A 13,466-nucleotide genomic window follows, 5' to 3' on the forward strand; every position below is an offset into this window, starting at 1 on the left:
GGCTGATTATTCGTGACACCCTGTCGGGCAGTTCCACCCGAGAGGCTCCCCCATGAACCCCACCGATCCCCCGCCCCCGACTCCCCCCGCCGCGCCGGCTCAAACCTTCGCGGCGCCGCTGCTGGTCGTCATGGGGGTGACCGGTTCCGGCAAGAGCACCGTCGGCGCGGCCCTGGCGCAGCGCCTGCGGATGCCGTTCGCCGACGCCGACGACTTCCACAGCCCCGCCAACGTGGCCAAGATGTCGGCGGGCGTCCCGCTGGACGACGCCGACCGGCTGCCGTGGCTGCGTTCGATCGGCGCCTGGCTGGCCGGGCACCTCACCGGCGGCGGGGTGGTGAGCTGCTCGGCGCTCAAGCGCTCCTACCGCGACACGCTGCGCGAGGCGGCGCCGGGGGTGGGCTTCGTCCACCTGCACGGCGAGCAGGAGGTCGTGCGGCGGCGGGTGGCGGGCCGGCCGGGTCACTTCATGCCCGCCTCCCTGGTGGCCTCACAGTTCCAGACGCTGGAGCCGCTGGAGCCCGACGAGCGCGGCGTGGTGCTGGACCTCGGCAGGTCCGTCGATGAGCTGGTGGAGGACTACCTGGCCGCCGCGCCCCTTGCGAAGACCTCGCCGCCCCCCGCGGCCCCCCGTCCCCGCGCGGGCGAAGGAGAGTGAGATGAGCACCGCACTGATCGCGCTGGCAGCGCCGGAGGCGGCGGTCCCCACCGGGCGGCTGCTGCCCGCGGCGCTGGTCGGCATCGCGCTGATCGTTTTGCTGATCACCCGGTTCCGCCTGCACCCCTTCCTGAGCCTGACGCTCGGCTCGCTGGCCGTGGGCGCCATCGCGGGCCTGCCGATGGCGGATGTGATCACGAGCTTCACCAACGGGTTCGGCAGCACGGCCGCGGGGGTGGGCACGCTGATCGCGCTCGGCGCGATGTTCGGCAAGCTGCTGGCCGACTCCGGCGGGGCCGACGAGATCGTGGACACCATCGTCGGCCGCTCCAGCCCGCGTTCGCTGCCGTGGGCGATGGCGGCGGTGGGCGCGCTGATCGGCCTGCCGATGTTCTTCGAGATCGGGCTCGTGCTGCTGATGCCGGTGATCTTCCTGGTGTCGCGCCGCTCGGGGCTGTCGCTGGTGCGGGTCGGCATCCCGGCGCTGGCCGGGCTGTCGGTCATGCACGGCCTGGTGCCGCCGCACCCGGGGCCGCTGGTGGCCATCGACGCGCTCAAGGCCGACCTCGGCATCACCTTGGGGCTCGGCGTGCTGATCGCGGTGCCGACGGTGGCCATCGCCGGTCCGCTGTTCGCCCGGTACGCCGCCCGGTGGGTGGACGTCCCGGCGCCGGAGCTGTTCGACGCCGGGCGGCAGCAGGACGAGGGGGATGTGCGGCGGCCCTCGTTCGGCGTCACGGTGGCCACCGTCCTGCTGCCGGTGGTGCTGATGATGGGCAAGGCCGTGGCCGACTTGTTCGCCGCCGAGGGGACGCTGGTGCGCTCGGGGCTGGACTTCCTCGGCACGCCTTTGGTGGCGCTGCTGATCGCGGTGCTGGTGGCGATCTTCACCCTGGGGCGCGGGGCGGGCATGGACCGCAAGGCGCTGGCCACCTCGCTGGAGCGGGCGCTGCCGCCGATCGCGGGGATCTTGCTGATCGTGGCGGCGGGCGGCGGGTTCAAGCAGACGCTGGTGGACACCGGCATCGGCAAGCTGGTGGCCGACTGGGTGCAGAGCAGCGGCCTGTCGGTGCTCCTGCTGGCCTGGCTGGTCGCGGTGCTCATCCGCCTGGCCACCGGGTCGGCGACGGTGGCGACCGTCACCGCCTCGGGGATCTTGGCCCCGCTGGTCACCACGCTGGACACCGGGCACACCTCGCTGCTGGTGCTGGCCATCGGCGCGGGGTCGCTGTTCTTCTCCCACGTCAACGACGCGGGGTTCTGGCTGGTCAAGGAGTACTTCGGCCTGAGCGTGGGCCAGAACCTCAAGACCTGGTCGGCGATGGAGACGGTGATCTCGGTGGTGGGGCTGGTGCTGGTGCTGGCGCTGAGCCTGGTGGTGTGACGGGCCGCGGGCGGGCCGTTCGCGCGGTCCAGTGATCAAGATCACTTGGGGGGGTCGGCTGCCCGTGTCGTGCTAACCTCACAGGCGTTCGTCCTTTATATGGATTTAAATCCGGTTATCGGATGGGCGCAGGCAACGGTTGTCGTACAGCTGGATGGGGCGAGGGCTCGGTGGAGATCGAACAGACCGCACTACCGGGCATAGGGCTCAAACACGAGTTCACCACCCAGTCCGGCCGCAGGATCGCCGTGGTCTCCCACCGCGGCGGCCGGCGCGACCTGGTCATCTACGACCGCCACGACCCCGACCGGGCGTGCGAGGCGATCCAGCTGAACGACGAGGAGGCCGACGCGCTGGTCGAGCTGCTCGGCGCCCCCCGCATCGTCCAGCGGCTCAACGCCCTGCACCGCGAGGTCGAAGGGCTGGTCAGCGTCCAGCTGCCGATCCTCGAGGACTCCCCCTACGTCGGCCGGGCGATGGGCGATGCCCGCGTACGCACCCGGACCGGCGCCTCCATCGTGGCCGTCGTCCGGGGCGGGCAGGTCCACGCCAGCCCCAACCCCGACTTCCCGCTCGACAGCGGGGACGTGGTCGTGGTCGTGGGCAGCCCCGAGAGCACCTCCGCCGTCGCCGACATCCTGTCCCACGGATAAGCCGGCGTGCACACGGCGACACTTTTCATTGAACTCGGCGGTATCGTCCTCGCCCTCGGCGTGCTCGGAGCGCTGGCGCTGCGCGCGGGAATCTCCCCCATCCCGCTGTACCTGCTGGCCGGGCTCGCGTTCGGCCAGGGCGGCATCCTGCCCCTGGCCACCAGCGAGGACTTCATCGCGGTCGGCGCCGAACTCGGCGTGGTGCTGCTGCTGCTGACCCTCGGCCTTGAGTACAACGCCGACGAACTGGTCACCAGCCTGCGCGGCAACGCCAGGGGCGGCCTGGTCGACCTGGTGCTCAACGCCGCCCCCGGCGCCGTCGCCGCACTGATCCTCGGCTGGGGCCCGGTCGCGGCCGTGGCGATGGCCGGCGTGACCTACGCGACCTCCTCCGGCATCACCGCCAAGGTGCTGTCCGACCTCGGATGGATCGGCAACCGCGAGACCCCCGTGGTGCTGTCGCTGCTGGTCTTCGAGGACCTGACCATGGCGCTGTACCTGCCGATCCTCACCGCCATCCTGGCAGGGGTGAGCCTGATCGGCGGCGCCGTCACCGTCGCCATCGCGCTCGCCACGGTCAGCGTCGTACTGCTGGTCGCGCTGCGCTACGGCCGGTGGATCGAGGCGTTCGTGGCCAGCCCAAACTCCGAGGTGCTGCTGCTGAAGGTGATGGGCCTGGCGCTGCTGGTCGCGGGCGTGGCCCAGCAGCTGCAGGTGTCGGCCGCGGTGGGCGCGTTCCTGGTCGGCATCGCGCTGTCGGGGGAGCTGGCCCACGAGGCACGGGCGCTGCTGATCCCGCTGCGCGACCTGTTCGCCGCGGTGTTCTTCGTGTTCTTCGGCCTGCAGACCGACCCGGCGGCGATCTGGCCGATGGCCGGTACGGCCGCGCTGCTGGCCCTGATCAGCATGATCACCAAGCTGGCCACCGGCGTGTACGCCGCGTGCCGCGCGGGCATCGCCAAGGCCGGGCAGGCCCGGGCCGGCATCGCGCTGATCCCGCGCGGCGAGTTCAACATCGTCATCGCCGGGCTCGCCGTGGCGGCCGGGGCCCATCGCGACCTCGGGCCGCTGGCCGCGGGGTACGTGCTGATCCTGGCGGCGTTCGGGCCGCTGGCGGCCCGGCTGCTCCAGCCGCTCATCACGGCCGTGGCCCGCCGGGCCTGACCTCCTCGGGCCCGGTGTGCGGCCCTCACCGGCCGCGGCGGCCCGTCGCGGCGCCCCTGAAGGGCTTTGCCCACGATCTGCTCGGACTCGCCCGCCGAGTACATGTCGGCGGTGTCGACGAAGTTGATCCCCTGGTCGAGGGCGGCGTGGATGATGCGGGCGCAGTCGTCGTGGTCGGGGTTGCCGGCCGCGCCGAACATCATGGCCCCGAGGCAGTGGGCGCTCACCTCGGTGCCGGTGCCGCCGAGGACGCGGTAGCGCATGGTGGTGCTCCCTTGGTGGTCGTCGTGGGTGCGATCGCGGTGCCGCCGGGCCCTGGTGGGCCGGGCGCGGCGGCTCGTACCCTAGGTGCTGGACTCGACTCCAGGTCGAGCCCTCCAGGACGAGACCGGACATCGCGCCGCATTTCCGGCACTCGGGGTGGGTACACCGACCTCATGGCCGATTTTCTGACGGATATCCAGGCCTTGCGGGAACGCGCGCGGGCGGAGATCGACAAGGGACCCGTGACAGGGGCGTACGGCGCCGACCTGCCGCGGGTCATCCAGGTGTGCAACGAGGCCCTGGCGACCGAGATCGTCTGCGTCCTCAGGTACAAACGGCACTACTACACCGCCACGGGCATCCACGCCGAGCCGGTGGCCAAGGAGTTCCTGGAGCACGCCGCCGACGAGCAGCGGCACGCCGACATGCTGGCCAACCGCATCTCCCAGCTGGGCGGGGATCCCGACTTCGACCCGGCCAGGCTGAGCAGCCGGGCGCACACCCAGTACGACGGGAGCCTCAACCTCGTCGAGATGATCAAAGAGGACCTGGTGGCCGAGCGGGTCGCCATCGCCTCCTACACCGAGATCGCCCAGTGGATCGGCGACGGCGACCCGACGACCCGGCGGGTGTTCGAGGAGCTGCTGGCCGACGAGGAGGACCACGCCGACGACCTGGCCAACCTGCTGGACCGGCTCCCCGCGCAGATCGGCGGGCGCGGTACGCCCTGAGCCTTCCCCGCGGCGGCGGGAAAGGCTTGTTCGGTCGGCGGCCTAGTGCGGCCAGGTCCAGTCGCGGATCTCCGGGGCGTCCTCGCCGTGCTCGCGGGTGTAGGCGCGGGCGCGCGCCCGGGCGTCGGCCATCTCCTGCCGCAGGTGGGCGCACCGCTCCCCGAGCCCCGGCACGCGGTCGATGACGTCCATGACCAGGTGGAACCGGTCGATGTCGTTCATCATCACCATGTCGAACGGGGTGGTGGTGGTGCCCTCCTCCTTGTACCCGCGCACGTGCAGGTTCTCGTGGCCCTTGCGCCGGTAGGTGAGGCGGTGGATCAGCCACGGGTAGCCGTGGAAGTTGAAGATGACGGGCTTGCCGGTGGTGAACAGGGCGTCGTAGGCCGGGTCGGGCAGCCCGTGGGGGTGCTCGTTGGGGGGTTGCAGCCGCATCAGGTCGACGACGTTGACCACCCGCACCTTCAGGTCCGGCAGGTGGCGGCGCAGCAGGTCGGCGGCGGCCAGGGTCTCAAGGGTGGGCACGTCGCCCGCGCAGGCCAGCACCACGTCCGGTTCCTGGCCCTCGTCGGTGGAGGCCCACGGCAGGATGCCAAGGCCCCGCGCGCAGTGCACCACGGCGTCGTCCATCGCCATCAGGTCGAGGACCGGCTGCTTGCCGGCGACCACGACGTTGACGTAGTCGCGCGAGCGCAGGCAGTGGTCGGCCACCGACAGCAGCGTGTTGGTGTCCGGCGGCAGGTACACCCGCACCACGTTGGCCTTCTTGTTGACCACCAGGTCCAGGAAGCCGGGGTCCTGGTGGCTGAACCCGTTGTGGTCCTGGCGCCACACGTGCGAGCTGAGCAGGTAGTTGAGCGAGGCGACCGGGCGCCGCCACGAGATGCGCTGGGAGGCCTCCAGCCACTTGGCGTGCTGGTTGAACATCGAGTCGACGACGTGGATGAACGCCTCGTAGGAGTTGAACAGCCCGTGGCGTCCGGTGAGCAGGTAGCCCTCCAGCCAGCCCTGGCACAGGTGCTCGCTGAGCACCTCCATCACCCGGCCGTCGGGCGCGAGGTTCTCGTCGGTGGGCAGCCGCTCGGCCATCCACGCCCGGTCGGTGACCTCGAACACCGCCGACAGCCGGTTGGATTCGGTCTCGTCGGGTCCAAGCAGCCGGAAGTTGGCAGGGTTGGCGGCGATGACGTCGCGCAGGAACCCGCCGAGCACCCGGGTGGGTTCGGTGGTGGCGGTGGCCGGTGCTTTGACCTCGGTCGCGTAGTCGCGGAAGTCGGGCAGCACCAGTGGCTTGAGCAGTTCGCCGCCGTTGGCGTGGGGGTTGGCGCTCATCCGGCGCGGCCCCTTGGGCACCAGGGCGTCGATCTGCCCGGTCGGGGTGCCGTCGCGGTCGAAGAGCTCCTCGGGGCGGTAGGAGCGCATCCACTCCTCCAGCGCGGCCAGGTGGGCGGGGTCGTCGCGCACGCCGGCCAGCGGCACCTGGTGGGCGCGCCAGGTGCCCTCCACCGGGTGGCCGTCGACCTCCTTGGGCCCGGTCCACCCCTTGGGCGTACGCAGGATGATCATGGGCCAGCGTTCGCCTGAACCGGCCTTGACCTCGGCGATCTGGTCGAACACGGTGTCCAGGGTCTCGGCCATCAGCCGGTGGGTCGCGGCCGGGTCGTCGCCGGCGACCACGTGGGGGCGGTAGCCGTACCCCTCCATGAGCTTGAGCAGTTCGTCCTCGGGGATGCGGGCCAGCACGGCCGGGTTGGCGATCTTGTACCCGTTGAGGTGCAGGATGGGCAGGACGGCGCCGTCCCTGGCCGGGTTGAGGAACTTGTTGGAGTGCCAGCTGGTGGCAAGGGCCGCGGTCTCGGCCTCGCCGTCCCCGATGACGCACGCGACCACCAGGTCCGGGTTGTCGAACGCGGCGCCGTAGGCGTGGGCCAGGCAGTAGCCGAGCTCACCGCCCTCGTTGATCGACCCCGGGGTCTCGGGGGCGGCGTGGCTCGGGATGCCGCCCGGGAAGGAGAATTGGCGGAACAGGTGGGCCATCCCGGGCTCGTCGCGGGAGACATAGGGATAGATCTCCGAGTACGTGCCCTCCAGCCAGGCGTGCGCGACCGTGGCGGGGCCGCCGTGCCCGGGCCCGGCGATGTAGATCATGTCCAGGTCGCGCTGTTTGATGACCCTGTTGAGGTGCGCGAAGCAGAAGTTCAGGCCCGGGGTGGTTCCCCAATGTCCGAGCAGGCGCGGTTTGATGTGCTCGGGTCGTAGAGGTTCCCGTAGCAACGGGTTGTCAAGCAGGTAGATCTGGCCGACCGACAGGTAGTTGGCGGCGCGCCAGTAGGCATCGATTCGCTCCAGCTCGCTCATGTCTATGAGGCTTCCCGCGTGGCGGGGGATATGCCAGTGACCTTGGTCCTCGGGCCGGGGTCAGGAGGTCCCTTCGGCGGCGGGTTCGGGCGCCGCGGTGTCCAGGGCCGTGGTCATCGGGTCGAGCCCGCGGCGCGGGTGGCGCGGCTCGTCCTGGTCCAGGCCGGTGGCGGCGAACACCCGCCCGGGGACCTGACCGGCGCGGCGCCGCGCCCTCGGGGGTCGTCGGGTGACACCTCCCGCGCGGGCCCCGGCCGCTCTCCCCGCGCCGGGGGGGGCGAAAACCTGTTGCGGGAATGTCAGTGGAGTTCGTTAGGGTTTTGCTCCGTGTCCGAGCAACCTCTGATCTACGCGCGTGGCCTGGTGAAACGCTTCGGCGGCTTCACCGCGGTCGACGGCATCGACATCGATGTGGCCCCCGGCGAGGCCTTCGGCTTCCTTGGCCCCAACGGCGCCGGCAAGTCCTCCACGATGCGCATGATCAGCTGCGTGTCGCTTCCCACCGCCGGTGAGCTGCGCATCCTCGGGATGGACCCGGCACGCCAGGGCGCCCAGATCCGCGGGCGGCTCGGCGTCTGCCCGCAGCTGGACAACCTCGACCCCGACCTCAGCGTCCGGGAGAACCTCACCACCTACGCCCGCTACTTCGGCATCCCCCGGCCCGAGGCCCGCCGCCGGGCCGACGAGCTGCTCGACTTCGTGCAGCTGGCCGACCGGGCCGGCAGCAACGTCGAGCCGCTGTCGGGTGGCATGAAGCGCCGCCTCACCATCGCCAGGGCCATGGTCAACAACCCCGACATCGTCCTGCTCGACGAGCCCACCACCGGCCTCGACCCGCAGGCCCGCCACCTGCTGTGGGAGCGGCTGTTCCAGCTCAAGCGGCGCGGCACCACCCTGGTGCTCACCACCCACTACATGGACGAGGCCGAGCAGCTGTGCGACCGGCTGGTGGTCATGGACGGCGGGCGCATCGTCGCCGAGGGGTCGCCCCGCTCGCTCATCGAGACCTACTCCACCCCCGAGGTGGTCGAGCTTCGCTTCGGCGACGAGCGCCCCTCCGAGCTGGCCGGCAAGCTCGCCGGCATCGGCGAGCGCATCGACCCGCTGCCCGACCGGCTGCTGGTGTACGCCGCCGACGGTGACGCCGCCACCGCCGAGGTCCACCGGCGCGGGCTGGTCCCCACCAGCGTGCTCGTGCGCCGCTCCACCCTTGAGGACGTCTTCCTGCACCTCACCGGCCGGACGTTGGTCGACTGATGGCCCCCCTGACCTTCCAGGTCTCCGCGCCCTCGACGCTGGCGGTGCTGGAGCGCTCCCTGATCCTGTACCGCCGGCTGTGGCGTGCCTCGGTGTTCTCCTCCTTCGTCCTTCCGGTGATGTTCCTGGTCAGCATCGGCGTCGGGGTCGGCGGCCACGTCGGCCTCATCGGCGGGGTCGACTACCTGTCGTGGATCGTCCCTGGCGTGCTGGCCTCCACCGCCTTCCAGATGTCGGTCGGCGAGTGCACCTATCCCGTCCTTGGAGACTTCAAATGGGTGCGGGCCTACCACGCGATGCGCGCCACACCCGTCGAGCCCGGCGACATGGTCCTCGGCTGGCTGCTGTACATCCTGTTCCGCGTCGAGTTCGCCGTGGTGGTGTTCCTCGCGATCACCGCCCTGTTCGGTGCGCTGCACTCGCCCTGGGCCGTGGTCACGCCGCTGGTCTGCGCGCTGGTGGCCCTCGCGGCGGCGGCGCCGACCATGGCGTTCGCGGCCACCATCGAGCACGACAGCTACTTCGCGCTGCTGTTCCGCTTCGTGCTGATCCCCTCGACCTTGTTCGCCGGGGTGTTCTTCCCGGTCGAGCGGCTTCCCGCCCTGGCCCGGCCGCTGGCCTACCTGTCGCCGCTGTGGCACGGGGTCGAGCTCGACCGGGCGGCCACGCTGGGCACCGCTCCCCCATGGCCGATCGCCGCGCACCTGGCCTACCTGGTGGTGTTCGCCGCGGCCGGCGCGGCCCTGGCCGTCCACGCCTTCCGCAAGCGACTTCAGGACTGACACATGGTGACCACGATGCTCGCCACCCGGATCTCCCCCAGCCGGGTCGGCGCGGTGATCAGCCGCAACGTGGGGGCGCTGCGCTCGGGCCCGTCCTACTGGCTGGTGCTGGTGTCGGGTCTGCTGGAGCCCCTGCTGTACCTGTTGTCCATCGGCGTCGGGGTCGGCGCGCTGGTGGGCGACCTGCGGGTGGGCGGGCGCACCCTGCCGTACGCCACGTTCGTCGCCCCGGCGATGCTGGCGGTGGCCGCGATGTCCGGCGCCCTGGCCGAGACCACCTACAACTTCTTCTTCAAGATGAAGTACTCAAAGACGTTCGACGCGATCCTCGCCACGCCGGTGCGGCCGTTCGAGATCGCGCTCGGCGAGCTGGGTTGGGCCATGGTGCGCGGTTCCCTCTACACGGGGGTCTTCGTGATCGTCATGGTCGTCCTCGGGCTGGCCGCACCGCTGTGGGCGCTCGCGGCGTTCCCCGCCACGATGCTGGTCGGGCTGGCCTTCGGGTCCATCGGCATGGCGGTCAGCACGCTGATGCGCGGCTGGCAGGACTTCGACCTGATGTCCACCGGCCAGTTCGCCCTGTTCCTGTTCTCCGGCACGTTCTCCCCGGTCGGCGACTACCCGGTGGTCATGCAGGTGCTCATCCAGGCCACGCCGCTCTACCAGGCGGTCGAGCTGGTGCGGGGCCTGGCCATCGGTGACCCGGGCTGGGGGCTGCTCGCTCACGCCGCCTACCTGCTGGTGATGGTGGCCGGTGGCCTGGCGTTCGCCGCCCGGCGGCTGCAGCGGACGCTGTGCGTGTGACCTGTCCTCAGAAGGTCAGCGGGAGAAGGGCGTGACCGAGACGACCGCCTCCACCGGGAGCGGGCCGTAGATGTGCGGGAACGCCTCTTCGGTGCCCGGCGCAACCTCGAGCAGCACCGGACAGGTCAGCACACCGGGGTCGACGGTCAGCACGACCAGCGGCTCGCTCACCCCTGTGTAGTACCGCTCGGCCACCCCGCGCAGCTGGTCCAGGTCGGCGCACGCGTGGATGAACCCCTCCTCCGCCAGGGTCCGCCCGAGGGTGGACACGTGGTACTCACCGGCCTGCGCGGCCTTCGCCCAGTCATCGGCCAGCGCGAGATGAAGGATCGTCACCTGCCCCAGCGTAGATCAGTTCACCGGGTGAGCAGGTCTCGAAGCTCCTTGGCGATGTCGGCGGGGGCCTCCTCGGCCATGAAGTGACCGCAGGTGACGGTGCCGTGCCGCAGGTCCGGCGCCCACACGCTCCAAAGTGCCGCCGCGTCGAAGCCCAGGGCGGCGCCCCAGTCCTGCTGGAGCACGGTGACCGGCATCCGCAGCCGGTTTCCGGCGTCCCGGTCGGCCTGGTCGTGCTCGACGTCGATGCCGGCGGAGGCGCGGTAGTCGGCGACGATCGAGGGCACCGCGCCGCGGCAGGCGTCCAGGTAGGCGGCGCGGACATCGGCCGGGATCGCCCGCGGGTCGTTGGCCCAGATGTCGAGGAAGTGGCCGAAGAAGGCGTCTGAGCTGCTGGAGATCATGCGCTCGGGCAGGCCCGGCGGCTGGGCCATCAGATACAGGTGGAAACCGACGGCGGCGCCGGTGCCGCGCATCGCCTCCCACATCTCCAGGGTCGGCAGCACATCCAGCGAGGCCAGATGGGTGATCTTCTCGGGGTGGTCCAGCGCGGCGCGGAAGGCGACCAGGGCACCGCGGTCGTGCCCGGCCAGCGCGAACCGCTCGTGCCCGAGCGCCCGGGCCAGGGCGACGATGTCCGCGGCCATGGTGCGCTTGGCGTAGACGCCGGGGCCGGTCTCGGCGGGTTTGTCGCTGGCGCCGTAGCCGCGCAGGTCGGGGCAGATCACGGTGTGGTCGGCCGCGAGGTCGGCGGCGACGTGGCGCCACATCAGGTGGGTCTGGGGGAAGCCGTGCAGCAGCACGATCGGGCTGCCCGAGCCCCCGACGGCCGCGTTCAGGGACACCCCGTCGGCGACGGGGACGCGCTGGTAGGTGAAGCCGGTGATGGCGGGTGTCATGGTCTTGTCCTTCTTCGTAGGCGGCCTGGTGCTGTGAAGCCTGCCGGGCGCGGATGAGCATCCAGTGAGCGCGCTACCGTGACCAGGGGCGATGCTCCCGGAAAGGGTGGTCTTGAGGATGCGGGTCGTGTTCGGGGTGCTGGGGCCGGTGGCGGCCTGGGACGGCGCGGGGGACGCGGTCGCGTTGAAGGGGCCGCGGCATCGCGCGGTGCTTGCCCGGCTGATCGTCGCCCGCCGCCGCGTCGTCCCGGTCACCCGCCTGGTCGACGATCTGTGGGAGGACCCGCCGCCGGGCGCGGTCGGCGCGGTGCGCACCTTCGTGGCCGCCCTGCGCCGCGCGCTGGAACCGCAACGCCCGCCCCGCACTCCGGCCCGGCTGCTGGTCACCGAGGGGCCGGGGTACGCGCTGCGCGCGGAGCCGGACGCGGTGGACGCCTGGCGTTTCGAACGGGCGGTGGCCGCCGCCGCGACGCTGCCGCCCGGGGACGCGCTCGCGCGGCTGCGGGAGGCGCTCGGCTGGTGGCGCGGGCCCGCCTATGCCGAGTTCGCCGAGGAGGCCTGGGCGCGTGCGGAGCGTTCCCGGCTGGGCGAGCTGCGGCTGCACGCCGTCGAGCGGCAGGCCGAGGCCCTGCTGGCCCTCGACCTGGCCGCCGAGGCGGTGCCTGATCTGGACGCGCACGTGGCCGGGCACCCCTGGCGCGAGGACGCCTGGCGGCTGCTGGCTCTGGCGCTGTACCGCACCGGCCGCCAGGGTGACGCGCTGGCGGTGCTGCGCCGGGCACGTACGCTCCTGGTCGAGGAGCTGGGGGTGGATCCGGGGCCGGGACTGCGCCGCCTGGAGGCCGACATCCTCGGCCACGCCGGCCATCTGGACCCGGTGTCGGTGACGGGCGGGGCGGCGGAGCAGGTGTGGGCGCGGGCGGCCGCCGCCTACGACCGCACCGTGGCCTCCGGTGCCCGGGCCCGGCTGGAGTCGACGGTGGGCCTGCTGCGCGGTCTGGCGGTGACCGGAGGCGGCGGCCTTCAGGCGTCCCGCGAGCACCGCGTGGCGGCCGTCGAGGCGGCGGAGGAGCTGGGGGACGCGGAGCTGACCGCGCGCGTGATCGGCGGCTACGACGTCCCGGCGATCTGGACCCGGGTGGATGACCCGCGGCAGGCGGCGCGTGTGGTGGCGGCGGCCGAACGCACGCTGACCGCGCTCCCGCCCGGCGCGCACCAGGTGGCGCGGGCCCGGCTGCTGGCCACGATCGCCCTGGAGTCGCGCGGCACCCGCTCGGCGCGCGGGCCGGAGGCCGCCCGGCAGGCCGAGCGGATCGCCCGCGGCCTGGACGATCCCGCGCTGCTGGCGTTCGCCCTCAACGGCGTGTACATGCAGAGCTTCCACCGGGCGGGGCTGGCGCCGCGCCGCGACCAGATCGGTGCCGAGCTGGTCGCGCTGTCGGCCCGGCACGGCCTGGTCACCTACGAGGTGCTCGGGCGCCTCATCCGGCTGCAGGCCCGCAGCGCGCTCGCGGACTTCGCCGGAGCCGATGAGCACGCCTCCGCCGCCGACCGCCTGGCCGAGCGCCACGAGCGGCCGCTGGTGGGCGTCTTCACCCGGTGGTACCGGGCGCTGCGGCTGGACGCGGCGGGGCGGGCGCCGGTGGCGGAGGTGGAGGCGGCCTACCGGGACGCCGCCGCCCGGCTGGACGGGGCGGGCATGCCCGGGCTGGAACGCGGGCTGCTGCCGCTCGCCCTGCTGTGCCTGCGCCTGCGGCACGCGCGACCCATCTCGGCCGGCGAGCGCACCGATTGGGGACCCTACGAGCCGTGGGCCCGCCCCCTGGTGCTGTTGTCCCAGGACCGCGGGGGTGAGGCCGCGGCGGCGCTGCGGCGGCTGCCGGACCCGCCCCGGGACCTGCTGTCCGAGGTCCTGTGGTGTCTGGCCGCTCGGGCGGCGATCGCCATCGGCGACCGGGAGACGATGGAGCGCGCCCACGGCGAGCTCGCCCCCGCGGCGGCTGAGCTGGCCGGGGCGGGCAGCGGCCTGCTCACCCTGGGCCCGGTGGCAGGGCACCTGGACGATCTCGCCGCTTGGCTCCGGCGTGCTCGGTGACCAGGTCGCACCTTTGGCCACCGTGCTCCGGCGTGCTCGGTGACCAGGTCGCACCTTTGGCCACCGTGCTCCGGCGTGCTA

Annotated in this window: 12 protein-coding genes and 1 pseudogene; 9 read left to right on the top strand and 4 right to left on the bottom strand. The window is 72.3% G+C overall.

The window, feature by feature from the left end:
* Window positions 1–52 precede the first annotated feature (52 nt).
* From AB0O34_RS17185 to AB0O34_RS17200, 4 genes are all read left to right on the top strand, one after another.
* Window positions 53–658, top strand: a complete 606-nt coding sequence (locus AB0O34_RS17185) for a gluconokinase (RefSeq protein ID WP_363916383.1) — start codon at window positions 53–55, stop codon at window positions 656–658.
* Window position 659: 1 nt separating this feature from the next.
* Entirely contained in the window at window positions 660–2,042 is a 1,383-nt protein-coding gene (locus AB0O34_RS17190; protein ID WP_363916384.1) for a gluconate:H+ symporter, read from the top strand.
* Window positions 2,043–2,212: 170 nt separating this feature from the next.
* A complete protein-coding gene (locus tag AB0O34_RS17195) occupies window positions 2,213–2,695 on the top strand; it encodes a cation:proton antiporter regulatory subunit (protein ID WP_363916385.1) in 483 nt (160 codons plus the stop codon).
* A gap of 6 nt (window positions 2,696–2,701) precedes the next feature.
* Window positions 2,702–3,859 carry a cation:proton antiporter gene (locus AB0O34_RS17200; protein WP_363916386.1) on the top strand — a complete coding sequence of 386 codons (1,158 nt, stop codon included), beginning with the start codon at window positions 2,702–2,704 and terminating at the stop codon, window positions 3,857–3,859.
* A 101-nt stretch (window positions 3,860–3,960) separates the two neighbouring features.
* On the opposite strand, the pseudogene AB0O34_RS17205 reads toward AB0O34_RS17200, so the two are convergent.
* Window positions 3,961–4,122 (bottom strand): annotated as a pseudogene (locus AB0O34_RS17205) (aldo/keto reductase); the annotation flags it as partial.
* Window positions 4,123–4,296: 174 nt separating this feature from the next.
* On the opposite strand from AB0O34_RS17205, the gene AB0O34_RS17210 reads away from it, so the two are divergent.
* Window positions 4,297–4,854 (top strand): ferritin-like domain-containing protein, encoded by a 558-nt coding sequence (locus tag AB0O34_RS17210; RefSeq protein WP_363916387.1) that lies wholly within the window; start codon window positions 4,297–4,299, stop codon window positions 4,852–4,854.
* A gap of 42 nt (window positions 4,855–4,896) precedes the next feature.
* On the opposite strand, the gene AB0O34_RS17215 is transcribed toward AB0O34_RS17210, so the two are convergent.
* Entirely contained in the window at window positions 4,897–7,212 is a 2,316-nt protein-coding gene (locus AB0O34_RS17215; protein WP_363916388.1) for a phosphoketolase family protein, read from the bottom strand.
* Window positions 7,213–7,539: 327 nt separating this feature from the next.
* Between AB0O34_RS17215 and AB0O34_RS17220 the strand changes: the two genes are divergently transcribed.
* From AB0O34_RS17220 to AB0O34_RS17230, 3 genes are read left to right on the top strand one after another with little or no spacing between them, the layout of a single operon-like run.
* Complete coding sequence (locus AB0O34_RS17220) at window positions 7,540–8,469, top strand: ABC transporter ATP-binding protein (protein WP_363916389.1); 930 nt, start codon at window positions 7,540–7,542, stop codon at window positions 8,467–8,469.
* Window positions 8,469–9,251: an ABC transporter permease gene (locus tag AB0O34_RS17225; protein ID WP_363916390.1), complete on the top strand. Its 783-nt coding sequence runs from the start codon at window positions 8,469–8,471 to the stop codon at window positions 9,249–9,251. The genes AB0O34_RS17220 and AB0O34_RS17225 overlap by 1 nt, the downstream gene beginning before the upstream one ends.
* 3 nt (window positions 9,252–9,254) lie before the next feature.
* A complete protein-coding gene (locus tag AB0O34_RS17230; protein ID WP_363916391.1) occupies window positions 9,255–10,055 on the top strand; it encodes an ABC transporter permease in 801 nt (266 codons plus the stop codon).
* A gap of 15 nt (window positions 10,056–10,070) precedes the next feature.
* On the opposite strand, the gene AB0O34_RS17235 is transcribed toward AB0O34_RS17230, so the two are convergent.
* Both AB0O34_RS17235 and AB0O34_RS17240 read right to left on the bottom strand, forming a co-directional pair.
* Window positions 10,071–10,391: a DUF952 domain-containing protein gene (locus AB0O34_RS17235; protein ID WP_363916392.1), complete on the bottom strand. Its 321-nt coding sequence runs from the start codon at window positions 10,389–10,391 to the stop codon at window positions 10,071–10,073.
* 20 nt (window positions 10,392–10,411) lie between these two features.
* Window positions 10,412–11,290, bottom strand: a complete 879-nt coding sequence (locus AB0O34_RS17240; protein WP_363916393.1) for an alpha/beta hydrolase — start codon at window positions 11,288–11,290, stop codon at window positions 10,412–10,414.
* 118 nt (window positions 11,291–11,408) lie between these two features.
* On the opposite strand from AB0O34_RS17240, the gene AB0O34_RS17245 reads away from it, so the two are divergent.
* On the top strand, window positions 11,409–13,385 hold the full coding sequence (locus tag AB0O34_RS17245; protein WP_363916394.1) for a BTAD domain-containing putative transcriptional regulator: 1,977 nt from the start codon (window positions 11,409–11,411) through the stop codon (window positions 13,383–13,385).
* Window positions 13,386–13,466: the final 81 nt, after the last annotated feature.

Origin of the sequence: Sphaerisporangium sp. NPDC088356, from assembly GCF_040685555.1 — a bacterium.
In the GTDB taxonomy this organism is placed as follows: domain Bacteria; phylum Actinomycetota; class Actinomycetes; order Streptosporangiales; family Streptosporangiaceae; genus Sphaerisporangium.